The organism is Rhizobium sp. WYCCWR 11146 (assembly GCF_013591995.1).
GTDB lineage: Bacteria > Pseudomonadota > Alphaproteobacteria > Rhizobiales > Rhizobiaceae > Rhizobium > Rhizobium indicum.
The window spans coordinates 362,392-384,643 of record NZ_JACCEY010000038.1 but is presented as its reverse complement, the minus strand read 5'-3'; the positions used below and the strand labels follow the sequence as shown (position 1 = coordinate 384,643).

At 60.4% G+C, this 22,252-nt stretch carries 23 protein-coding genes and 1 pseudogene; 9 read left to right on the top strand and 15 right to left on the bottom strand.

Annotated elements, in window-relative coordinates; genetic code table 11:
- Positions 1 to 6: 6 nt before the first annotated feature.
- Both HX899_RS31320 and HX899_RS31315 read right to left on the bottom strand, forming a co-directional pair.
- Complete coding sequence (locus tag HX899_RS31320; protein ID WP_138331050.1) at positions 7 to 1,068, bottom strand: ketopantoate reductase family protein; 1,062 nt, start codon at positions 1,066 to 1,068, stop codon at positions 7 to 9.
- 120 nt (positions 1,069 to 1,188) lie between these two features.
- Positions 1,189 to 2,223, bottom strand: a complete 1,035-nt coding sequence (locus HX899_RS31315) for a 2-dehydropantoate 2-reductase N-terminal domain-containing protein (protein ID WP_181294205.1) — start codon at positions 2,221 to 2,223, stop codon at positions 1,189 to 1,191.
- 524 nt (positions 2,224 to 2,747) lie between these two features.
- Here HX899_RS31315 and HX899_RS31310 point away from each other — a divergent pair.
- Positions 2,748 to 3,854: a LacI family DNA-binding transcriptional regulator gene (locus tag HX899_RS31310; protein ID WP_181294203.1), complete on the top strand. Its 1,107-nt coding sequence runs from the start codon at positions 2,748 to 2,750 to the stop codon at positions 3,852 to 3,854.
- 70 nt (positions 3,855 to 3,924) lie between these two features.
- Here HX899_RS31310 and HX899_RS31305 read toward each other — a convergent pair whose 3' ends face one another.
- Entirely contained in the window at positions 3,925 to 4,230 is a 306-nt protein-coding gene (locus HX899_RS31305; RefSeq protein WP_180196065.1) for a putative quinol monooxygenase, read from the bottom strand.
- A 915-nt stretch (positions 4,231 to 5,145) separates the two neighbouring features.
- Here HX899_RS31305 and HX899_RS35710 point away from each other — a divergent pair.
- The 5 genes and pseudogenes from HX899_RS35710 (at position 5,146) to HX899_RS31285 (ending at position 8,536) form a co-directional block, all read left to right on the top strand.
- Positions 5,146 to 5,625, top strand: coding sequence for a glutathione binding-like protein (locus HX899_RS35710; RefSeq protein WP_407073943.1), 480 nt, complete (start codon positions 5,146 to 5,148; stop codon positions 5,623 to 5,625).
- Positions 5,537 to 5,722 (top strand): annotated as a pseudogene (locus HX899_RS31300) (mannonate dehydratase); the annotation flags it as partial. The gene HX899_RS35710 and the pseudogene HX899_RS31300, both read left to right, overlap by 89 nt.
- A gap of 177 nt (positions 5,723 to 5,899) precedes the next feature.
- Complete coding sequence (locus HX899_RS31295; protein ID WP_181294201.1) at positions 5,900 to 7,345, top strand: amidase family protein; 1,446 nt, start codon at positions 5,900 to 5,902, stop codon at positions 7,343 to 7,345.
- 56 nt (positions 7,346 to 7,401) lie between these two features.
- On the top strand, positions 7,402 to 7,890 hold the full coding sequence (locus HX899_RS31290) for a DUF302 domain-containing protein (RefSeq protein ID WP_181294199.1): 489 nt from the start codon (positions 7,402 to 7,404) through the stop codon (positions 7,888 to 7,890).
- 73 nt (positions 7,891 to 7,963) lie between these two features.
- Positions 7,964 to 8,536: a TetR/AcrR family transcriptional regulator gene (locus HX899_RS31285; protein WP_181294198.1), complete on the top strand. Its 573-nt coding sequence runs from the start codon at positions 7,964 to 7,966 to the stop codon at positions 8,534 to 8,536.
- A gap of 398 nt (positions 8,537 to 8,934) precedes the next feature.
- On the opposite strand, the gene HX899_RS31280 is transcribed toward HX899_RS31285, so the two are convergent.
- Together HX899_RS31280 and HX899_RS31275 are read right to left on the bottom strand one after the other, a co-directional pair.
- On the bottom strand, positions 8,935 to 9,888 hold the full coding sequence (locus HX899_RS31280) for an NADP-dependent oxidoreductase (RefSeq protein ID WP_348647949.1): 954 nt from the start codon (positions 9,886 to 9,888) through the stop codon (positions 8,935 to 8,937).
- A gap of 7 nt (positions 9,889 to 9,895) precedes the next feature.
- A complete protein-coding gene (locus HX899_RS31275; RefSeq protein ID WP_181294196.1) occupies positions 9,896 to 10,081 on the bottom strand; it encodes a hypothetical protein in 186 nt (61 codons plus the stop codon).
- A 170-nt stretch (positions 10,082 to 10,251) separates the two neighbouring features.
- On the opposite strand from HX899_RS31275, the gene HX899_RS31270 reads away from it, so the two are divergent.
- From HX899_RS31270 to HX899_RS31260, 3 genes are read left to right on the top strand one after another with little or no spacing between them, the layout of a single operon-like run.
- Positions 10,252 to 11,628 (top strand): TadE/TadG family type IV pilus assembly protein, encoded by a 1,377-nt coding sequence (locus HX899_RS31270; protein WP_181294195.1) that lies wholly within the window; start codon positions 10,252 to 10,254, stop codon positions 11,626 to 11,628.
- Positions 11,625 to 12,155 (top strand): TadE/TadG family type IV pilus assembly protein, encoded by a 531-nt coding sequence (locus tag HX899_RS31265; RefSeq protein WP_181294193.1) that lies wholly within the window; start codon positions 11,625 to 11,627, stop codon positions 12,153 to 12,155. Before HX899_RS31270 ends, HX899_RS31265 begins: the two co-directional genes overlap by 4 nt.
- Before the next feature lies 1 nt (position 12,156).
- On the top strand, positions 12,157 to 12,741 hold the full coding sequence (locus HX899_RS31260; protein WP_181294191.1) for a TadE/TadG family type IV pilus assembly protein: 585 nt from the start codon (positions 12,157 to 12,159) through the stop codon (positions 12,739 to 12,741).
- Between the two features lie 37 nt (positions 12,742 to 12,778).
- Here HX899_RS31260 and HX899_RS31255 read toward each other — a convergent pair whose 3' ends face one another.
- From HX899_RS31255 to HX899_RS31210, 10 genes are all read right to left on the bottom strand, one after another.
- Positions 12,779 to 13,636 carry a hypothetical protein gene (locus HX899_RS31255; RefSeq protein ID WP_181294190.1) on the bottom strand — a complete coding sequence of 286 codons (858 nt, stop codon included), beginning with the start codon at positions 13,634 to 13,636 and terminating at the stop codon, positions 12,779 to 12,781.
- A 127-nt stretch (positions 13,637 to 13,763) separates the two neighbouring features.
- Positions 13,764 to 14,519, bottom strand: a complete 756-nt coding sequence (locus tag HX899_RS31250; protein WP_181294188.1) for an SDR family NAD(P)-dependent oxidoreductase — start codon at positions 14,517 to 14,519, stop codon at positions 13,764 to 13,766.
- Between the two features lie 11 nt (positions 14,520 to 14,530).
- On the bottom strand, positions 14,531 to 15,295 hold the full coding sequence (locus HX899_RS31245; protein WP_181294186.1) for an SDR family NAD(P)-dependent oxidoreductase: 765 nt from the start codon (positions 15,293 to 15,295) through the stop codon (positions 14,531 to 14,533).
- A gap of 9 nt (positions 15,296 to 15,304) precedes the next feature.
- The gene (locus HX899_RS31240; RefSeq protein ID WP_181294184.1) at positions 15,305 to 16,339 is read right to left on the bottom strand and encodes a proline racemase family protein; all 1,035 of its coding nucleotides are present in this window, start codon (positions 16,337 to 16,339) and stop codon (positions 15,305 to 15,307) included.
- The gene (locus tag HX899_RS31235; protein WP_181294183.1) at positions 16,336 to 17,826 is read right to left on the bottom strand and encodes an aldehyde dehydrogenase family protein; all 1,491 of its coding nucleotides are present in this window, start codon (positions 17,824 to 17,826) and stop codon (positions 16,336 to 16,338) included. The genes HX899_RS31240 and HX899_RS31235 overlap by 4 nt, the downstream gene beginning before the upstream one ends.
- A 30-nt stretch (positions 17,827 to 17,856) precedes the next feature.
- Positions 17,857 to 19,143, bottom strand: a complete 1,287-nt coding sequence (locus HX899_RS31230) for an FAD-binding oxidoreductase (RefSeq protein WP_181294181.1) — start codon at positions 19,141 to 19,143, stop codon at positions 17,857 to 17,859.
- A 22-nt stretch (positions 19,144 to 19,165) separates the two neighbouring features.
- Entirely contained in the window at positions 19,166 to 20,044 is an 879-nt protein-coding gene (dapA, locus tag HX899_RS31225) for a 4-hydroxy-tetrahydrodipicolinate synthase (protein ID WP_180196078.1), read from the bottom strand.
- 31 nt (positions 20,045 to 20,075) lie between these two features.
- On the bottom strand, positions 20,076 to 20,741 hold the full coding sequence (locus tag HX899_RS31220) for an amino acid ABC transporter permease (RefSeq protein WP_180196079.1): 666 nt from the start codon (positions 20,739 to 20,741) through the stop codon (positions 20,076 to 20,078).
- Between the two features lie 9 nt (positions 20,742 to 20,750).
- Entirely contained in the window at positions 20,751 to 21,413 is a 663-nt protein-coding gene (locus tag HX899_RS31215) for an amino acid ABC transporter permease (protein ID WP_181294179.1), read from the bottom strand.
- Between the two features lie 27 nt (positions 21,414 to 21,440).
- Positions 21,441 to 22,223, bottom strand: coding sequence for an amino acid ABC transporter ATP-binding protein (locus tag HX899_RS31210; protein WP_138330838.1), 783 nt, complete (start codon positions 22,221 to 22,223; stop codon positions 21,441 to 21,443).
- Positions 22,224 to 22,252 lie beyond the last annotated feature (29 nt).

Here is a 22,252-nt window from a genome sequence, read left to right as displayed (position 1 = left end):
GCGTCCTCAGCGGTGATCGGCCACTGCCTCATAGGCTTCGATAAGAAGCTTCGAATTGTCCGGGTGCGCCTCGAGTTTGCCGGCCTCAATGGCGAACGCGACGTCCATGACGCGTTGATTGATCGGTGATGTCCGCCCATGGGCGCGCAGGATGTCGACCACCCAGCCATTGACCTCCTGAACCTCGGCCTTTCGGCCCTTGCGCCAGTCCTGCAGTGACGTGGTCAGCGTGTCCTCGCGAGAAAATGTCTTCAAAACCTCCTCGAAGATCTGGTCGACATAGCGCTCGGGATGGTTGGTCGTGACCGGCGGCATGCCGATGATCGATACGATCTTCGAGCCATCGGCCAGCGCTGCTTGCATCGCCTCATATCCGGCGGCGCGCATGACTTCGAGCATCCCGGGCGCGCGGGCGGCGTCGGCCAGTGGCAGGTTGATGATCGCCGAGGGGATCAGCTCGGCCGCGTTGACCACGAGTTTCATCCACTTGGCGGAGCGAATATCGTCAGTAACCTCAACGGTGCCCGAGTTGCGCAGCAGTTCGGCTACGGCTTCGACGCGCGGCTGCGTCTTCGGATCGAGCGCGCCAAGGGCAAACCAGGATTCGTCGTGATCGTTCTGGCGGTTGGTGACACCCGGTACGAACATGTTCGAGGCGATCTCGATGACGGCGCCAATGGTGCGCTCGCGACCGACGATGCCGGCAATGTCCTCATGGGTCATGCCGTTCTGAAGGCCGACGACCAGACCATCGGGCGCCAGGACCGGCTCGATCAGCTGGCAAGCCCACTTGGTATCGTAGGCCTTGACCACCAAAAAGACGATGTCGAAGGGCTCTTTGACTTCGGCGACCTGACACAGATGCAGTGCCGGAACCTTGGCGTTGATCGTCCGGGTCGGCAGGTTGACGGTAATGCCATTCTCGCGAATAGCATTCACATGATCGGGCCATTGCTCGATGAAGGTGACATCAAGGCCAGCCAGAGCAAAATCGGCTCCAATGGACGCACCTTGTGCGCCTGTTCCGAGAAAAGCGATCCTCGGGCCGCCCTTTCTATCCCAACTCATATGGCATCTCCTTCTGACAGTGGTATGCGCGATTACAGGCGCATGATTTGGGAACACCTCTCCCGGCCGGCGGACCGTCCCAGGTTGCGCGTCGGCGAACTGACGCAATACTTCAGAGCCTCACGCGACGAGCAGGGAACTGTTCGAATGCTGGGGCGACAGTTTCCCTGCCTCGATTGCGCGGGCAGCTTCCACAACCCGCTTGTTGACCGGCGCCATCTGGCCCGCTTTTTCGAGGGTCCGCACGACGTGCCCGTTGAGATCCAGAACCTCCCCGCGACGGCCCTTGCGCCAATCCTGCAGGACTGTCGTCAGCGTGTCGGCCATCATGAAAGTCTTCTGGACCTCGTCGAATATCTGGTCGACATAGCGCTCGGGGTCGTTGGCGTTTGACGGCTGCATGCCGAGGATCGGCACCATCTTCGCGCCATCGGCAATCGCCGCGCGCATCGCCTCGTAACCGGCAGCCCGCATGACCTCGGCCATGCCAGGAACCTTCATCGCCTCGGCGAATGGCAGGTTCAGGATCGCCGAAGGCACCAGCTGGGCAGCATTGACGATCAGCTTCATCCATTTGGCCGAGCGGATGTCGTCTGTGACCTCAACCCTGCCGCTGTGGCGCAGCAGTTCTGCAATTTTCTCTACTCGACCCTGATTTGCCGGATCGAGCGCGCCGAGCGCGAACCAGGAGGTGTCGTGGTCGTTCTGGCGATTGGTCACGCCGGGCGTGAACATGTTCGACGCCATGTCGAACACGGCGCCAACGCAGCGACCCTCGCCAACTACGGACGCGATCGCGTCCTGCGTCATTCCGTTCTGCACGCCAACGACAAGGCCGTCAGTAGCCATGACCGGCTCTATCAGCTGGCACGTCCACCGGGTGTCATATGCCTTGACCACCAGGAAAACGATATCGAAGCGCTCGCGCAGTTCCGCCACTTGGCATAGATGCAACGTGCGAACGTTTGCATTGATCGAGCGGTCAGGCATGTTGATCGTTATTCCGTGTGCCCGCATTGCCGCGACGTGCTCCGGCCACTGATCGATGAACGTTACATCCAGCCCGGCCAATGCGAAATCAGCGCCAATCGATGCGCCTTGAGCGCCAGTGCCGACGAACGCAATTTTCAAATCAAGCGCCTCATCCCAAGCCACTGTGCGTCTCCTCCGCCTCTCATTGGCGCTTATCGATCCGCCAGATCCTGCAGCACCGATACCGTCCCCAAATATCCATGTCAAGAGCAAACGTTTGCTCAATTATACCTTATGTTCTTGAGGAACTGCGAGCTTCTTTCGATAATTTCTTCATAATGATGGGAAATATCCCTACAAAATTTGGGCAACCGTTTGCATTTTCAATAGAAGTGATTAGCTTGTAGCCGGTGGGGATCAATGCACCGGAAAACAAATTAGCGCTGGCAAAATTCCTGCACGGCTACGATCGCAAGCCCAGTTGAAGACGTGTGGGGCATTTGCTGATGCAGCCCGCGATGGTGCCCTCAGCCACCCGCCAGGCGAAATCGAGATAACGTGCGAAGCCAGTTGTTTGCGCATGCCATTGCGAGGTCGATCGACAACAGCCAGGGAACTTCCCGACGTGCGCCGCCTTGTGCGCAAAGGTTTGATCACCTACCCTTGCGCGCTTATAACGGACCATTTGCACATGATTGGACGGGAATATGACTGGTAACTCTGACACTGATCAGAAGAAGCGCTCTCGCGTCACGATCGTCGACGTTGCAAACAGCGCCGGCGTGCATATTTCGACTGCCTCGCGTGCGTTGAACCCGACGTCCCGTCATCGCATTTCGAGCAAGGTCGTAAAGAAAATCGAGAAGGTCGCCCAGCAGCTCGGCTACAGGCCCAATACGCTGGCCTCAAGTCTGCGCACTCAGAAATCCGGCACGATCGGCCTTGTCGTTCCGAGTCTCAGCGACCCTTTGTTCGCGCCCATCATTGCATCGATCGAAGAGCGTGTTGCGAACGACGGGTACATAACCTTTGTCGCAAGCTCAGACTATAAACCGGACAAATTGGTCTCGATCATCGAGCGCATGGGCGGCCAATACGTCGCCGGTCTCATCGTGGCGAGTTTTGAGCTGAACGACCCGTCGGTCGAGCTGTGCCTGAAATCGGGGATACCGACCGTGGCGGTCCTTCGCGATCCGCGGCACAGCCTAATTTCGTCGGTGGCGATGGACGATACCGCAGGTGTCCAGGCGTTAGTGGAGCACGTGCTAGAGCTCGGTCACAGGGATGTCGTGTACATTACCCCGCCATTGGCGGCATCAACGGCACAGAACAGGCTTGCAGGTTTCAAAGCCGGCGCCCGACTGGAAAAAGCGGCCGGTTGCCGATTTGATGTGATCGAAGCGCGAGCCTATGACGTCGCGGAAGGTGAGCGCATCATGCGGCAGATGCTGGCCACGGGACTGAAGAGCACCGCAGTCCTGGCCTTTAACGACCTTCTCGCGGTCGGGTGCCTGATCGCCCTGAAATCTGCAGGGATTGCCTGCCCGGAACAGATTTCACTTACCGGTATCAATGATCTTCGGTTCATGGATTTGCTGTCACCGCCGTTGACGAGCCTGCATACGGCTGGCCGCGATCTTGGCTTTGAAAGCGCCGAGCTGCTCATGAGCCTGATAAGCAATCATAGTCAACCGGTGAAACGCGTTCTACTCACGCCGCATGTGGTCGTACGCGGCACGACGGGCCTGGCGCCAGCACCGGACAGAGCCGATCGTCTCACGCCGATTCGAACGGATCATGATGCCGTCGAATGAGCTGAGCCCCTCAGCAGTGCGATCGTTAAGCTATCGCGCCTTCCCGCAGTTCGTGGCTTGACGTTGCGAATTATCTCCTGCCGGAAATCATTGCCATGAAACGAATTTTGGGCTCGATCTCGAAGAACTCGTCTCCACGGGCGACGAATTCTTTCAGGTAGGGCATCTCCATGTGCTCTTCCCACGCCTGGCGATTTTTCCAGATCTCGTAGAATGTAAATTCCATGGGATTGTCGTTGTCCTGATGCAGATCATAGTCGACACACCCATCTTCTGAGCGGGTTTTCTCGATCAGCAAAAGCATGGCGGTCTTTGCCTCGTCGACCTTCTCAGGCCAAGTGACCAGATGCGCAATCACCGTAAGCTGCTGCGACATAGTTGCCCTTCCCTGGCTTATGTCCAATCCTGCCGCTCCGATGCGGTCTCGGCCGCCAATCGCAGGCCAGGATCCTTGAAATTGGGGATGATATCAGCGAGAGCCTGAACCGCGTCTGCCGAGGAGCATTTGCTTCTCAGCGGACGACTTAGCCGTCGGACGTATATCGCTCGCATCATAGGTGCAGTGAACGGCGCCGCATTCCGCGAGCCACGCCCAGAGCCTTTTCCAATCGAATGTGCCCATTTTTTCCTCCGAAATTGATGGATAACGCGGATGATCCCCAATCCGCTGGCATCCTCCATGCCTGCTTTCAGTCGACGTGATTGTGAGCGGAGTGAAGACGTTTTTCGAGAACGATTTTATCCGGTTCGGATATTTTTCCGCATGACGGCATTACAGCTGATGATTGGCGGGGCGGACTTTTGCTCACCTTGAAAGGAATCGAACCTCTCCCTCGTCTGACTTCCCCATTGGCGCCCACCATGTCACCTTCAAATCTACTTCGATCACCTTGTCCATGTCATTCCTCATGACACCGGCTCCCACCTTTGCGCGCATGCAACGAGATCATGACGACGCGCTCGAGTCCTGCGCCGCCCATCGCAACATTCATCATGTCGCCTTCCACTTCCACGCCAGGCATGCGGTTGAGCCCCGCCCGCACCGCGCTGTCGCGCTGCGAACAAGAGCGCGAACTGCAGCCCCGCGCGTACAAATTCCGCAACTGTCGTTCGGCCGTTCAAGCCTGCTGCGCCGGTAATCAACTGCATCTTGCCTCCTGGTCGGATTGCCCGGGAACACCCCGTCGATGGTGAGACGATGCGATGGTCGGCAAGGATTCAGTGACGGCTGCTTTTTTCTCCGAACCAGGTTCCTGCAGTCGACGTGCCTGGCTTCCGCCGACCAGAATCCATGGGCCTGTTTCCCGAGACTGCGGACGGCGCGGTCGATCCTCGCGCTGTAGAGGCGGCGCTCCTCAAGATGCACGAATTGCTAACGGTACTCCACGCGCGAGTGGGTGAAACAGGGTATCTCGCTGCCGGCCGCTTCACGTTCGCCGATGCGCAGCTGATCTCCACGCTTGCCGCCCTCCGGCTGTTTCTGAGGGTCTGCCGCGCGCTCGCCGCGAACCCGCAACTGACGACATATATGCTGCAGCACGCCGAGCGCTCCAGCGTAGTATCGACAGCCCCCTGGACAACAGGGAAAGCAGCGGGACGAAGGTTACTCTCGCAATCATCTGACCTCATCGATGCGGCAACTTCCTGGCGGCTAAGGAGCGCGCCGAGGGTCACCCGTACCCCTGCTTGCCGAGCAGGGCGCCGCAAAGACAGCGGAGAACGGATTGGCGCATCCGCTCCGCCCGGCTCATGGACACGAACTGGTGAATGACGGAGGCCGCGGAACCCATCCCGGATACCCTCTTGTTGGACGCCTCAAAGGTCTCGCGGAATTGCGCGGGGTGATGACGGCGATTGCGCGAAATTGATTCCGCGTCGCGAACTCTAGCATTTTATGCGCGTCGAATTCCGTCCAAAGCCCGTTCATACAAATATCTATTGCATTACGGTCGTAAGTTAATATTATGACCGTAATGCAACCGAATAGGGGCCTTGCTCAAGACTTGGCGAGACGTCCTATCACTTGAAGTTACGTGAGGATTCCCATGCACAAGGAAGTTACGTCAGACCAGACCAGGGATGCCGATGGATTGGCCTCCATAGGTGTTGCACAAGCTGCCCGCGCGATCAGTGACGGCGACTTCGCGGCGGAGTCATACGCCGAAGCACTTCTCGATCGTGCCCGGAAGCAATCGGATCTCAAGGCTTTCATTACGATCGACGAACAGGCTGTACTGACTGCCGCCCGCGAAGCCGACAAGGCCCGATCCGCTGGCGTATCTGGCCCCCTGCTCGGCGTTCCTCTAGGTGTCAAGGACAGCTATTTGACAAGCGGCCTGCGCACGACACTTGGGGTCAGCAATCTGAAAGATTACGTGCCCTCACGGGACGCCGAGGTGGTAAGCGCGATTAAGGAAGCCGGCGCGATCGTTTTCGGAAAGAACAACCTTGTCGAGATGTCCTTCGGGTTGACGGGAGACAACAGTCCGTATGGCCAGGTAAAAAATCCTCGCGCTCCTAATCGCGTCAGTGGTGGGTCCTCAAGCGGGTCCGCGGCGGCCGTCGCCGCTGGCATCGTGCCCGCCGCTTTCGGAGGTGACACCATCGGTTCCATCCGGGTGCCGGCGTCGTTATGCGGTGTCGTCGGTTTCAAGCCGACGACGGGGCGTTGGCCGCGAACTGGTGTCGCACCGATTTCCCATGTTCTCGATACGACAGGCGTGTTCGCCCGCACTGTCGAAGACTGCGAGCTCATCGATCAGGTCGTCACGAAGGATCCTGCACCGATGGCCACCGAATTGGGTGACCTGAAGGGCGTGAAGTTCGCCTATGCGCCCAAGCAATATCTCGACCTCATCGATCCCGAGGTCGAGGGACGTTTCAAAAACGTCATTCACAGACTACGCGATGCCGGCGCCGAAATCGTCGAAACTGATTTCGGAGAGGAATTCTCAGCGCTTGCCGACACGACAACCTGGAGCATCTTCTTCCGTGAGACGATGGGTGCGATTTCCGCGTTTCTCAAAGAGAACGGTATTCCCACCTCCTTCGAGGAAATTTACCGGGACCTCAAGCCGGGTCTGAAGGAAGCGTGGCAGCACCATGTTCTGCCAAGTGGATCCAAATGGCTTTCTGAAGATGGCTATAGCGCCGTATTGGCAAATGATCGGCCGAAACTTCAGCGCTTATTCAGCGATGCATTTGCGACAAGCGGGGCTGAGGTGTTTCTCCTCCCGACGACACCTTGCACCGCACCCGAGATCGGTAAGGAAAACCAGTTTCTGATCGCAGGTCAGGAAGTGACCTTCGCTTCCTTGGCGAAGAACACCATCCCGGCAAGTGGCGCCGGGCTTCCGGGGATCAGCCTCCCGATGGGCAACGCGGGCAACGGCCTTCCGATCGGCCTTGAAATCGATGCTCGCTTTGGCGGGGATCGCAGGTTGCTGTCAGTCGCCCGTCGTGTGGAAGCGCTCGCCATCTCGTCTCTCTGAAGACCAGCAGCACAAGACGAACAGATCACGAAGCCCAACGTAGAAGGACCATGAGAATGGCAAGCAAATCAGTCGACATCCAGAAGATTGAAGTAGAACACGTTACAATCCACTCTAGCAAAGTCTTCGACGCCGTAAAGTCGAATTTGGAAAGCATGATTCCCAGTATCGACGACGGGATCTTTACGCTCCTTCGTTATCGGGAAACGACCCGAGCGCTTCGTGAACTGGAGGCGCTCCCGCCGCTATCGATTTTCGGATTTCGAGATCACGGCGCTGCGGTTCAAGTAGCCGGTCTTCAGCGTCAGGCGATACAATACGACATCGGCAATCCGCTTACCGCGACAAAAATGACCCGGCACCGCATCTCTGCCGGCCTCTATGCACCTATTCGCGTGCTCCTTCGCGAGGACAGCGACGGTGTCGCATTCGAGTACGATCGGCCGATCTCCACCTTCGGCCAGTTCGGGGACCCAGAAGTCCACGAAGTCGCGAGAAATCTTGATAAGGATCTGCAAGCCGCGCTCGAAACTGCAGCATCGTAGCCTGTCGGCACCCGCTGCTTTAAACGCGAGAACAATGTAATGCAGAGGCCTAACCAATTTACGGAACTCATAGATGCGCTTTGAAAAGGGTCACAAGGAGAACACGCGACGTCGGATCATCGACGTCGCGTCCAAGCGTTTTCGCAGGGAAGGTGTGGCGGCATCGGGCCTGGCAGGAATCATGTCGGAGTCCGGCCTGACAAACGGGGCATTCTATCCGCATTTCGATTCAAAAGAGACGCTCGTGAAGGAGGCCGTTGTCAGCGCTCTGAATGAACAGCTCGCAAATTTGGAGCAGGCCCGAACCGCAAGCCTTGGAATTGAAGATGTCATTCGCGACTATTTGAACGTTGCCCATCTGCAAGGTAGCGAAGATGGCTGCCCGTCGGCCGCACTCTTGCCTGAAATCGGGCGTCAACCCGAGTCGGCTCGGAAGGCTTATGAGGATGGATTGGCGCGTTACATCGAAGCGCTCGCGTCGTATCTTCCAGCCTCGCCATTGTCCTCACCATCCGAGCGCGCAATGGCGATCTTCAGCTTAATGGTGGGCACACTCCAGATAGCGCGAGCTGTTTCCGATCCATCGAGAGCGGCGGAGATCATTGAAGGTGGAGTCCAAGCTGCACTGACCTTGGCAAAGACATAGCCAGAGTGCGACGCGAGAGACCAGCTGTATGTGGAAGCGTTGCTCTTGAAGGGATTGAAACTGACGACCTGTAATACGATTTCCCATCAGTAGGAATTGTGTCGCCGCGGCTTCAGACTTAGGCCCGAGGGGAAAGACGGATTTCCGAGCGTCCGCTGCCATACGCCCAACACGGAAACAAGGTTGTTTGCCGAAGGGCCGTTTTTGTAAAACGTGGAGCTGGATTCAATGACCGGAATGAGGGCGCAGAAGCGAATCCGAGGCGCAGGAATGCGCAGCTCGTGTTTTATTGAGCACTCCCTGGACCAACCGCCTCCAGGGAGTACACGTCGAGACAATCATTGAGGAAGACGCGCCGGTCAAAGTCCGCCGCGAATATCCTCCTTCTCGCACCGTCCTCACGGGAGAACGCGGATGACCGTCTTTCCCGCGCGCCGCTCCGTCGAATTGAAGGTGGCGACCGCATTGCCCAGACTTGAAACCTTGCCGATGTTCGTCCGCAGCCTCCCGTCCCGGGCCCGACTAACGATCTCGGATAGCTGGGCACGATCAGCCTCAACGACGAAATCAACCGCCAGGCCATCCGCAGGTCGAATATCCGTCGGGCCGACGGCTGTCACAAGCGTTCCCCCGGCCCGGATCAGCGCTGCGGACCGCCCCTGAACATCGTCCCCAATGACATCGAATAGCAGATCGACGCCGCCGACGTCTTCCAGGGTGTCGTTTTCAAGATCGACGAATTCATTTGCACCAAAGTCGAGAGCCCTCTGGCGGTCAGCGGCGCGTCCGGTGCCGATGACATAGGCGCCGGCTTCCCGCGCAAGCTGCGTCACGATCGAGCCGACGGCGCCAGCCGCGCCGTGTGCGAGCACGGTCTGTCCCGCCTGAAGGCGGCCGTGCTGAAACAGTCCCTGCCATGCGGTCAGGCCAGATATCGGCAGGCTGGCGCCCACTGTGAATTCGACGTTGCCGGGCAATGGCGCGAGATTGCGGGACTCCACCGCGACGTACTCAGCGAGTGTGCCGTCGCGAAACCAGTCAGTCAGGCCGAACACCCGCTGACCGATCGACAGTCCCGTGGTGCCATAGCCGAGCGCAGTGATCACACCGGCGAGCTCATGGCCGAGGATCGATGGCGTTCGAATAAAGACCGGGTTTAAGTGGCTAATTTCGGCCAGGAAGGGCGAAGTGAGCGCCCAATCCCAGGCCATGCCGACCCAGACGTCGGAAGGCTGGATCGGCATCGTGGGCGACTTCTTCAACAACGGAACATGTCCCCGCATGACGTTCAGAAACGCCCGCACGACCTCCTGATCCAGCGCTGAATGCGAATTCTTGATACGCACGATCATCGCTGGGTTATCCATTTCCAGCCTTGCGGAAATGTCCCACGCCAGCCTCGCCGGTCTGGTCTTCGGCACAAGAAAGAGCAGAACTTGCCCCCAAAGCGCTGATCTCCGTGCTTGAATAGCGCACGCTGTTGAACGAAACGCTGGAGAGGTCGCGGATGGCGCCGGGCGTGTTTCCGCTTCCGGCTTCACTCACGCATGCGATCCCCGCAGCCTGAATGAGATGATATGTCATTCCACGGCTATCCATAATTCGCAGGCATATACAATTTGCGCAGAAAACACTGCGCCGACAGCTCACCGCCTCTCGGAAAACGCAGGAATTAACAAAGACTTAAGCACTTCGGATACTTCTTGCACATTAGTATGACTTATTTGACGGTGGTTTTATTGCGCTCGGGTCTTTCATATTCACTTGCTGGGGTCTTCAAAACCCTTCGCGGTCTCGGAAGGGACAGCGGCGGCAATGTCGCGATCGTCGTTGCCCTCACCCTGGTGCCGATGATCGTCGCAGTCGGCGCGAGCTTTGACTACATCCGTACTTACAATGTCCGTCAGAGGATGCAGAGCGATCTCGACACGGCCCTGATCGCCGCAGTCAAAGAGATCGATACCGACGACACCGATGCCCTCAAGCAAAAGGTTGCAGACTGGTTCCACGCGCAGGTGGAAAACAGCTATACGCTTGGCGACATCGACATCGATACGTCAAACCATAAGATCACGGCGACGGCCAGCGGCACGGTTCCGACGACGTTGATGAAGATCGCCAACATCGACACCGTTGACGTCAGCGTGGCAAGCGCCGTCAAGGGGCCAGCCACCTCCTATCTCAATGTCTATATCGTTATCGACACATCCCCATCGATGCTTCTGGCGGCAACAACGGCCGGCCAGTCGGCCATGTATTCCGGCATCGGATGCCAGTTCGCCTGCCACACGGGCGATGCGCACACTATCGGCAAGACGAAATACGCCAACAATTACGAATACAGCACGGCCAAGAACATAAAGCTGCGCGCCGATGTTGCCGGCGACGCCGTCCGAGAAGTGCTCGACATGATTGACGACTCCGACAGCAATCATCAACGCATCAAGGTCGGATTATATAGCCTCGGCGATACCCTCACGGAAGTTCTGACCCCGACGCTCAGCACGGACACGGCGCGAAATCGCCTTGCGGACGCAAGTTACGGCCTGACCAGCGCGACCTCGAAGGCAGCCACCTATTTTGACGTGTCGCTTGCGACGCTCAAGCAGAAAGTCGGCACCGGAGGGGACGGAACGTCCTCGGGCTCGCCGCTCAAGCTGGTTCTCCTGCTGACGGACGGCGTCCAGTCGCAGCGCGAATGGGTGACCGACAAGGTAAATAAGAATAAGACGTCCGGCGCATACTGGAACAAGGTGGCGCCTCTCAACCCCGACTGGTGCGGCTATCTGAAGAACCAATCCAACACAATGGCGGTGCTCTATACCGAATACCTGCCGATCACCACCGACTGGGGTTACAACGCGACCGTCGGCTCGACCATGGCGAGCGCCAACTGGAAGAGCACCTACGGCGGCACCATGCAAAGCGGCGTGTCGACCAGCATCACGAGACGCGACTACATCCCCTATGCGCTTTCCGACTGCGCATCCTCCAAGAGTCTGTTCCTATCAGCGTCGTCGTCGACCGAGATCACCGCAGGTCTGTCGGCGCTTTTCACCCAATATCTCGCATCCGTCCGGCTGACCCAATGAGGCGAGGGAAACACTTCGCATCGTTGCGCCGCCTGCTTGGCGATCGCAAAGGGGTCGCTGCGATCGAATTTGCGATCCTCGCTCTGCCGCTCTTCATCATGATATTCGGCATTATCGAAGTGTCGCTGATGTTCTTCGTCAACTCGGCGCTGGACGCTTCGGTGCACAAGATCTCCCGGATGATCCGCACCGGCGAGGTTGCGTCCTCCAACATCACGCTGGCCGATTTCAAGGCCAGGATCTGCAACGACATGCTGCTGTCGTTCAGCTGCTCCAGCGGTCTGCTGGTCAAGGTGATCGTGCTCTCCGACCTCTCCTCGGCCACCAGCGCCGACCCCATCGACGAAAGCGGCAATCTCACTGTGACCGAGACCTATGATATCGGCAAGGGCAGCGACTACATCCTGGTTCAGACGTTCCTGCCATGGACGGCCGTCGTCAATTTCTTCAGCCTGTCGAGCGCCAAGCTTTCGGACGGCCGCTACCTGCTCGGATCTTCCGTTCTGTTCCGCAACGAGCCTTTCTGACATGATCATAAAACGGAGCCTGTCCTTCTTCCGCTTTACCCGATCCCGTGCACGTTATCTCATGGGCGACCGGTCGGCGGCTTCGGGCGTGGAATTCGCGCTGGTGTTGCCGATCCTGGTGATGCTCCTGTTCGGCACCGTCGATCTCGGCCATGCGCTCACGGTCAGCCGGAAGATAGATGAGATCGCCGCTTCCGCAGGCGACATGATTTCACAGCAGGGCTCCTGGACGAAATCCGATGTCGCCAAGCTTCTCTCCGGCGCCAGCTTCATCCTGCAGCCCTATGACACGACAGGGCTGACGATTACCCTCGCGGTGGACGATATCGCCAAGAGCGGCAGTGCAACGGTCAACTGGTCTGCAGCACTCAACACCTCCGCTCTTGCCTCCGGCTCGGCGAGCACAATCGAGGTCCCTTCGGAGATCCAGGATGACGGCGTGCAGGTGGTGCTGACCCGGGTGCAGTACACATTGACGACGCCGGTCTCGGCGTTCTTTTCAAACTTCACCGGGCAGAATGGCTACAGCTTCGATCGCCATTACTTCAATCGCCCGAGGGTCGGCGACAAGATCACCTACAACTGAGGCGGAAATCGAAGCCCTGCGGGGCGACAGCCCAGGCTCACTTGGGCAGCCTGACGATGCCGTATGGGTTGAACTTGAACTCATCCACTTCGTAAGTCGAATCGAAGGAGAGGCTTGCGTGGCGACCCTTGAGCGTCGGTTCAAGGCCCCGCCCTGCGATCTCGTCGGCCACCGCATCCATGATGGCGACGATCTGCCTTTCGTTGCCGGCCGTTTCAGGCACATAGACCTCCGGCAATCCGACGAGATGGAAACCGACGCTCTCCAGGTATCCCGGAACCGATAGCGGCCGCTTCGCAAAGGCCAGTCGGCCGATCCGCTGCCCAGCCAGTGGGTCGGCGGCCTTTACCGCCTCGGCGCCTTGCCGGATCAGCTCTCTCCATCGGTCGAGGCCATGGGCAATGCCAGCGCTCTCGCCCTTTACCGCAACCGCTCCCGCATCGATCAATCGCTCGACGAGGCGCAGCGCCAGCATCGAAACCTTCACCGTCTCCGCCTGTGGCATGCTCGGCCCGAGGACATAGAGGACCGACTGATGATCGGCGACGGCTTCCTCGTCTGCTGGGCTCCATGCATCGGCTTCGACCCGATCCCAGCACACGGCGAACGACTGGACCATCCGGTCATCAGGCTCGGACTGAGAATAGTCCTCGTCGATGCTGAAACCCGTCGCGAAGTCACGGATTGCCTGCGATGCCGCATCGGACAAGGGGCTGAGGTCACGTCCCCTGCCGAGGAAACATAAGACATGCCGGGGCGTCACCGACGATCCATCTGCCTCGGTTTGGATTGCCGTTTTCTCACCGGAAGCCGGGCTGATTTCCTTGGCCGATGACGGTTTCCAGCCGATCATCGCCCCGATGGACGCCAAGAGTGCGCGACGCAGGAGATTCAAGATCGATGCCTTCCGTTCGGTCGAATGTTCGCGGCCTCCTCGCCTTGTAAACGGATGAAGTCCGAAACGAAAGCAGGATCAAGCGTCCGACAGTCCGGCATGCCGCCAGCGAGTTCGACCGACCCGTTCAAGCCACAGCTTGGGCGCCGGTGATTTCCACGAGCGAGCCGCACATGAAGGCCGCTTCGTCCGACGCAAGGAACGCAACGAGCGCTGCCACCTCCTCCGGCCTGCCGATACGGCCGTAGGGGACGAGTTTGTCGAGATCGGCGATCGTCCGGCCGGCGCGGGTGACGCCTGCTTCCAGCATCGGCGTGTGGATTTCACCTGGGCAGACGGCATTGACCCGGACCTTGTCGGGCGCATAGTCGCGGGCGAGGTTCTGGGTGAAGGCGGCGACCGCCGCTTTCGTCGTGTTGTAGGCGATGTGGTTCGGCGCGGGGTAAAGCCCCCATTGCGAGGCCGTGTTGACGATCGCGCCGCCACCGGCATTGATCATGTGCGGGAGGGCCACACGGCAGAGATGGAACATCGAATCCAGGTTGACCGCGAAGCTCGTCTGCCAGTCTTCATCCGACAGGGCCAGCAGGTTTCCGCGCCGGTTTATGCCCGCATTGTTGACCAGCACGTCCAGCCGGCCCTTGATCGCAAAGGCTTTCTCGATGAGGTCGACGCATTCAGGCTTCCGGGAGATATCGGCTCCGATGGCGGTTGCCGATCCGCCGACTGCCTCGATGAGCGAAGCGACTTCGCCTGCCGCCTGGGCATTGGCATCAGCCACCACCACCAGGGCGCCTTCGTCGGCCAACCTCTTCGATATGGCCGACCCTATACCGCCGCCGCCGCCCGTGACCACCGCGACCTTACCCACAAATCTTTTCATATCGAACCTCCCTACCTGATGTAACTGCCGCCGTTGATGTCGAACGTCGCCCCATTGACCGAGGCCTGCGAAGGGCGAAGTAGGAAGGCCACCAGCTCGGCGATCTCCGCCGTCTCGGCCATCTCGCCGATCGGGATATCGCCGACCGCTGCATCCTTGCCGTGCTTTGCCACGAACTCCTCGGCCATGTCGGTGCGCACCCATCCGGGCGCGACAGAGACCGCGACGATCCCATCGCGCCCGAAGCTGCGCGCGATCGACTTTGTGAGATTGATCAGCGCCGCCTTGGTCGCTCCGTAAGGCATGGCGTCGGCCGCATAGCCGCGCTGTCCCGCGCGGCTTGCCATGTTGACGATCCGCCCGCCGCCATGGTGCTTGAAATGCGCGAGGGCTTCCTTGCAGAGATCGGCGGCTGCGAAGAAATTCACCTGGAACTCGGTCTGCCAGGCGATCCGCCAATCGACGGGATCGGCTTCGATCGAGATCTCGCTGCGGATGCCGGCATTGTTGACGACGGCATGGATCCGCCCCGCCGCCGCGAGCGCGTCGCGCCACAACGCGAAGGCGCCGTCCGGACTGGAGAGGTCGGCCTGGACGATCAGGCCGTTTCCACCCAGCTTGCCGAGAAGGGCTTGCGCCCTCTCTCTGTCGCGCCCGTAATGGATCACGGGCCGCGCGCCTTCGGCAGACAGGCGCTCGACGATGGCGGCGCCGATCCCGCCCGATGCTCCTGTGACGAGGACCGTCTGACCGGTGAGGGGTTGAACGAGAGACATCTGGAGCTCCTAACCGAGAAGGCCGACCTGGGGACCCCAGGTGTCGGACAGAGCAAATCCTGCGGCGAAGGGATCGTCGTCGGAGATGCGCAGCTGCTCCCGGCCATAGACGAAGGCGCGGCCGGTTATTCTCGGCAGCACGGCGCGGCGGCCGCCCACCTCGGTCTCGCCGATCGCCTCCGCCAGGAATTCCCCGCCGATGATCGACCGCGACGTTCTGCGGTCTCTGACCGCAACCTCACCGCGGGCGTAGAGCGTCGCCAGGTTCGCCGAACTGCCGGTTCCGCAGGGCGAGCGGTCGACGCGGCCGGGCTGCAGCGTCGTGCAGGTCCGCACTGCCCCATCGGCCTCCTGTCCACGGAACATCACGTAGGCAATCTCATCGACGCCTGTCAGGACGGGATGGGCGACCGAGACCTGCCCTGACAGAAGCGACTTGAGCTCGATACCGGCTTCTGCGAGCAGCCGGGCATTGGCGGGCGCAATATCGAGGCCGAGTTGTTCGACATCCACGAGCGCGTAATAGACGCCGCCGAAGGCGACGTCGACTTTAATGCGGCCCCATTTCGGCGTCTCCACCTCCTTGTCCAGCACTTCGGCGAAGCTCGGCACGTTGTCGAGGCTGACGGACAGGCACTGGCCGTCGCGGCAGACGGCGCGTGCGACAACGAGACCGGCGGGCGTGTCGAGGCGGACGACCGTCTCCGGTTCCGACATCGGCACCTGTCCGCTCTCGAGAAGTGCAGTGACCACGCAAATGCAGTTGCTGCCGGACATCGGGTGGGCGCGGTCGGCCTGGAGGACGATGAAGCCGGCATCCGCATCGCTGCGTATCGGCTCGACCAGCAGGTTCACCGACATGGCGACATTGGCGCGCGGCTCGAAGGTGACGAAGCGGCGCAGGCTGTCATCGACCGTGTTGATATGGTTCATCTTGTCGAGCATCGTCGCGCCCGGTATTTCAGGCGCCCCCGACACAATGACCTTGCCGACCTCGCCCTGGCAGTGGACCTGCAGCAGATCGAGGCTCCGCTTCCAGTTCATTCGGCCGCCTCCGGCTTGATGTACCAGCCCCAGGGATCCTCGCTGGCGAAGCGGGTGATCTGCTTGGTCTCGAGATAGTTGTCGAGGCCCCAGCGCCCGAGTTCGCGGCCGATGCCGGATTCCTTGTAGCCGCCCCAGGGCGCCTCGGTGAATGTCGGCTGCGAGCAGTTGATCCAGACGATGCCGGCGCGGAAGGCGGCGGCAACGCGCTCGGCGCGGACGCCATCCTTCGACATTACAGCGGCTGCCAGGCCGAAGCGGGAGTCGTTTGCGAGCTCCACGGCCTCCTCTTCGGTCTTGAACGCACGCAGGCAGACGACCGGCCCGAATATCTCTTCCTTCCACGCGTCGCTGTCGAGGGGCACGTCGGTCAGCACTGTCGGCCTGAGATAGAACCCTCTGTCGATTCCTTCCGGGCGCGTGCCGCCGCAGGCGACGGTGGCGCCGGCCTTCCGGGCGCCTTCGATCGCCGCGACGACCTGGTCATATTGGCGTTTCGAGACGAGCGGGCCGAGAAGGGTTCCCTCGTCGAGACCATTGCCGATCTTGATCCTGTTCGTCTCTTCGATCAGCCGTTCGAGCAGACGGCCATAGATTGCTTCGTGCACAAGAACGCGGGATGTGGCAGAGCAGACTTGGCCCTGGTTCCAGAAGATGCCGAACATGATCCACTCGACGGCCTTGTCGATATCGGCATCCTCGAAGACGACGAAGGGCGACTTGCCGCCGAGCTCCAGGCTGACGCGCTTGATGTCGCGGGCAGCCGCAGCCATGATCTTCGAGCCGACCGGCCCGGAGCCGGTAAAGGCGAGCTTGTCGACCTGCCTGTGATCGATGATCGCCTGCCCGGCGATCGAACCTGCCCCGGTCACGATATTGAGGACACCAGCAGGCAGCCCGGCTTCGTCGGCAACCGCCGCCAGCTCGAGCGCCGTCAGCGATGTCAATTCGGCGGGCTTCAGCACCACGGTGCAGCCGGCGGCGAGCGCCGGGGCGACCTTCCATGCTGCCATCAAAAGCGGATAGTTCCAGGGAATGATCGCGCCGGCCACCCCGATCGGCTCACGCACGGCCTTGGAGGTGAAGCGCGCATCGGGAAGCGCGATCGCCTCCTCGGGATTGTTGTCGAGCTGTTCGGCCAGTCCCGCATAGAAGTCGAAGCAGCCCGCCGCATCGGCGACGTCCCAATCGGCCTCCGGAAACGGCTTGCCGTTGTCGAGAACTTCGAGGCGTGCAATCTCGGCCTGACGGGCGCGGATGCCGTCCGCGATGGCGCGGAGATATCCGGCGCGCTGGGCCCCCGTCAGCTTCGGCCAGCCATCCCTGTCGAAGGCGCGGCGCGCGGCCGTCACGGCGAGGTCAACGTCTTCGGCCGTTGCGGCGGCGATCCTGTGGATCACCTCTTCGGTCGCCGGATTGATCACCTCGCAGGTTCCGCCCTTGACCGGTTTCACCCATTGTCCGTCGATATAGAGTTCGCTTCGCATAGTCACTTCCTTCGCCTTGCGCCGACGCTCTCAGAAGCGGTCGACGCGATAGGGTTTCATGTCTACGGGCGGTTCGACGCCCGTGATGAGATCGGCCATCAGGCGGCCGGTCGTCGCCGCATAGGTGAGGCCGAGATGTCCGTGGCCGGTCGCGTACCAGACGTTGCGGCGCTTGGCGGAAGACCCCATGACCGGCACGGTGTCGGGCAGCGCCGGGCGATGCCCCATCCACTCCGTTGCCTGCCGGACCTTCAGATCCGGCAATGCCTCCTGAGCCCTCTTCACCAGGATCTTCGCACGCCGATAGTCCGGTGGCGCGTCGAGACCGGCCATCTCTACCGTGCCGCCGACGCGGATGCCGCCTGCCGTCGGGGTGACCATGAAGGCGCGCGCCGGCCAGATGATCGAGTGGCGCATCGAGATGCCGGGTTCCATGATCTGCGTGTGGTAGCCGCGTTCGGTTTCAAGCGGGATATGTTCCCGCAGCAGGGCAGAAAGCCGGGCGGTGAAGGCGCCGGCCGCAAGCACCACCTTGTCGGCAACAACGGTACGCCCGTCCGCCAATCGAAGCGCGGAGACGCCGGCGTCGCCCTGCTCGAAATCGACGACGTCACCCTGAACGATCCTGCCGCCGAGCCGCCCGAACCGTTCCGAAAGGGCGAAGACAAGTCTGTACGGGTCGGTGATTGACCGGTTGTCGGGAAAGAGGACCGCCTTGCCGATCTTCGTCGTCAAAACAGGCTCGAGGTCTCGAATGGCATTGCCGCCAAGGATTTCGTGCCTGAAGCCGAAGCGCTCCAGGACTTCCATATGCTCCCGATCGGCTTTGAACTCGGCGTCATCGGCATAGAGACTGAGACATCCCTCGGCAGTCAGCATGTGTGTCAAGCCGGTCTCCTTCAGGAGCGCGTCCAGGTCTTCGTAGACGCGTCGGCACAGCACGGCGCCGGCTGCCTCCAGTTCCCGCAGCTTCGAGGGACGGCTCGCAGCCAGGAACCGCAGGAACCAGGGCACCAGTTTCGGCAGATAGCCGGGACGGATGCGGACCGGACCCTCCGGATCGAGCAGCCATTTCGGCATCTGCGCCCAGATGCCGGGACGCGAGGCCGGCATGAATTCGGTGACGGCGATGCTCGCCATGTTGCCATAGGAAGCGCCGCGGCCCGGCGCCGCCTTGTCGAGCAAGGTGACGGCTTTTCCCCGGCGCTGCAGTTCATAGGCGATTGTGGTGCCGATAATGCCGGCGCCGACGACCACGATGGATGACACGGCCAACCTCGCAATTTCAGTGGTTTCGGGGCGGCTTGGCCGCCCCATAAGTGTTACCAGTCGAGGCCTGTTACCAGTTGAGGATCGGCTGCATCGCCGCCTTGAATTCGGCCTTCTCCTCCGCCGTCAGTTCGCCGAGCGGCGCGCGGCAGGTACCGACCGGCGTGCCCTGGAGCTCGCAGCCATATTTAATCTTCTGGACGAACTTGCCGCTCTCGAGGATGTTCAGCGCTCTGTAGAGAACCGTCATCATCTCGCGGGCCTTTTCGAGGTCGCCGGAACGGAACGTCCGGTCGAGGTCGCAGCACGCTTTCGCCATGCAGTTGGCCGGACCGCAGATCCATGAATCCGCCCCCCAGAACATGAAGTCCAGCGCGATATCGTCGGAACCCGAGACGAGATCGATACGGCCCTTGTAGCGCGAATGGATATCGACAGCGCGCTGCAGAACCCCCGAGCTCTCCTTGATGCCGATCACCCGGCGATCGTCGGCGAGCGCATCCATCAAGTCGAACGAGATCTCGATGCCGTCCTTCGGGGGATAGTTGTAGAGGATGAGATTGACATCAGAGGCGTCGAGCACGGCGCGGTAATGCGCGAGCAGTTCGTCCTGCGTCGGACGCGTGTAGAAGGGTGTGGCGAGCAGAACGGTGTCATAGCCGATCTCCCTGGCGCGCGCCGTGTTCTCGATCACCTCGCGGGTGGCAGGCGCGTTGGTGCCGGCAATCAGTATCTCGCCGTCATTGGCGAAGTCCTTGACGAACTTGAGCACCTCGTCGCGCTCCTCGTTCGAGAGGGAGAAGTATTCGCCGGTCGAACCCATCGGCACCCAGCCCGTGACGCCGGCCGCACGCAGCGCCGTCAGGTGCTTTTCGAACGCCTTGAAGTCGATCTTGTTGTTCGTGTCGAAGGGAGTGATGAGCGCGGGCATGACGCCGGAAAGTTTCATGGGGAATTCTCCTGTCTGGGAACGACTATCTTCAGATTGCAAGCTTCTTCAGGATCCGGCCTTCCACGAGCGAGACGGCCCGCGTCAGAGGAAAGGCGATCGCGAAGTAGATGAGGGCAACGACCGTCAGCACTTCGACGGGACGGGCAGTGTTGTTGGAGATGTTCTGACCGACGAACATCAGATCCGCCATGCCGACGGCGGAAACCAGGGCGCTCTCCTTGAAGAGGCTGACGCAGTTCGACAGCAGCGTCGGGATAGCGCGCAGCACGGCCTGCGGCAGCACGACGTTCATCACCTGGCTCCTGCGCGGCAGGCCGAGGGCGACACAGGCGTCCAGTTGTTCCTGGCCGATGGATTTGAGGCTGGCCCGGAACGTCTCGCTGGTGATCGCCCCCATATAGAGCGTCAGCGCGATGACACCCGACGCCAGGTTCGAGAGCTCGACGCCGAGCAGCAGCGGCAGGCAGAAGAAGATCCAGAAGAGCTGGATAAGTACCGGCGTGCCGCGGAAGAACTCGACATATATGCTGGAGATTGCGCGAAGCGCGAGATTGCGCGACGTTCTGAGAAGACCGACGAGAAAGCCGAGAGAGCATCCGAGCACGATGCAGATGACAGTCAGCTTGAGCGTCATCCACAGGCCGAGCAGAAGTGCGTGTTCGAAACGCAGCAGGATGGAGAAGTCGAGCGTCATTCTGGCCTCCTAGCTGACAAGGATCTGGCGGCGGCGTTCGAGCAGGCCGACGATCTGGGTTATCGGGAAGGACACGGCGAAATAGATGAGAGCGACGACCGTAAAGGTTTCGATCGGGCGGTAGGTCTCGGTGGCCAGCGTCTTGCCCTGGTACATCAGGTCCTGGATAGCGACGATCGCGACCAGCGCGCTCTGCTGGAAGATGACGATACCGTTGGTTAGAAGTACCGGGATCGATGCGCGGAACGCCGTCGGGAAGACGATGTAGAGCACCCGCTGCAGCGGATTGAGACCGAGCGCGATACCGGCGTCGAGCTGTTCGCGCGGAACCGCCTGGATGGACGCCCGGTAGGCCTCAGCGTTGAACGCCATCAGATTGAGCCCAAGCGCCAGGATGCCCATTGTCACCGGGTCGAGGAAGACGTCGAACAGCATCGGCACGCAATAGAATATCCAGACGATCTGAACGATCGCCGGCGTGCAGCGGAAGAATTCGACGAACAGCATGAACGGCAGCCGCACGACCCGGTAGGGGCTCATGATCAGAAGGGCGAGCGCGAAGCCGATGACGATGCCGATGACGTTTGCCGCAGCCGTCAGTTCCAGCGAAACCCACAGCCCCTGCAGAAGCGGAGCGATAGATACTGCATTGAAGTCGAACGTGTAGTTCACGATGCCCTCCTTGCCGCTTGATATGGCCTACTGCTTGATATGAAAGACGCGGTCGATGAATTCCTTCGTCCGCTCCTCGCGGGGGGCGCCGAGCACCTGCTCGGGAGGGCCGTCCTCGACGACCACGCCGCCAGCGCAGAAGATGACGCGAGAGGCGATGTTCTTGGCGAACCACATGTCATGCGTCACGATCATCATCGGCATGTCCTGGGCGGCGAGCTGCAGGATGACATGCTCCACCTCGCTGACGAGTTCCGGGTCCAGCGCCGAAGTGACCTCATCGAACAGCATCAGCTTCGGGTCGAGCATCAGCGCGCGGGCGATGGCGACACGCTGCTTCTGGCCGCCGGAAAGCTGGGCCGGATAGGCATTGGATTTGGCGCCGAGGCCGAACCGCTCGAGCAGCGCCTGGGCTCGGGCCGTGGCCTTTGCCTTGGCTTCTCCACGCACCTTGCAGGGAGCGAGAACCAGATTCTGTATGACGTTCAGATGCGGAAACAGCGTGTAGTGCTGAAAGACCATGCCGATCGAACGGCGGACGTTGGTGTCGATCTGAGTTTTTCTGCCCGCGCTTTCGGAAGAAATATAGGGTTTCCCATCGAAACTGACCGACCCGCTGTCGATCTGCTCCAGCCCCATCATCACCCTCAGCAGCGTGCTCTTGCCGCCGCCGCTCGGACCAATGACGACGACACGTTCGCCGGGCTTCATTTCGATGTCGATGCCTTTCAGCACCTGAATGGCGCCGTTGCCGTAGCTTTTGTGAAGCGCCTGCATTTTCACGAGGGGAAGGCTGAAGGACGTGGTCATGCCAATCTCCGATGATCGAAGCTGGAAGG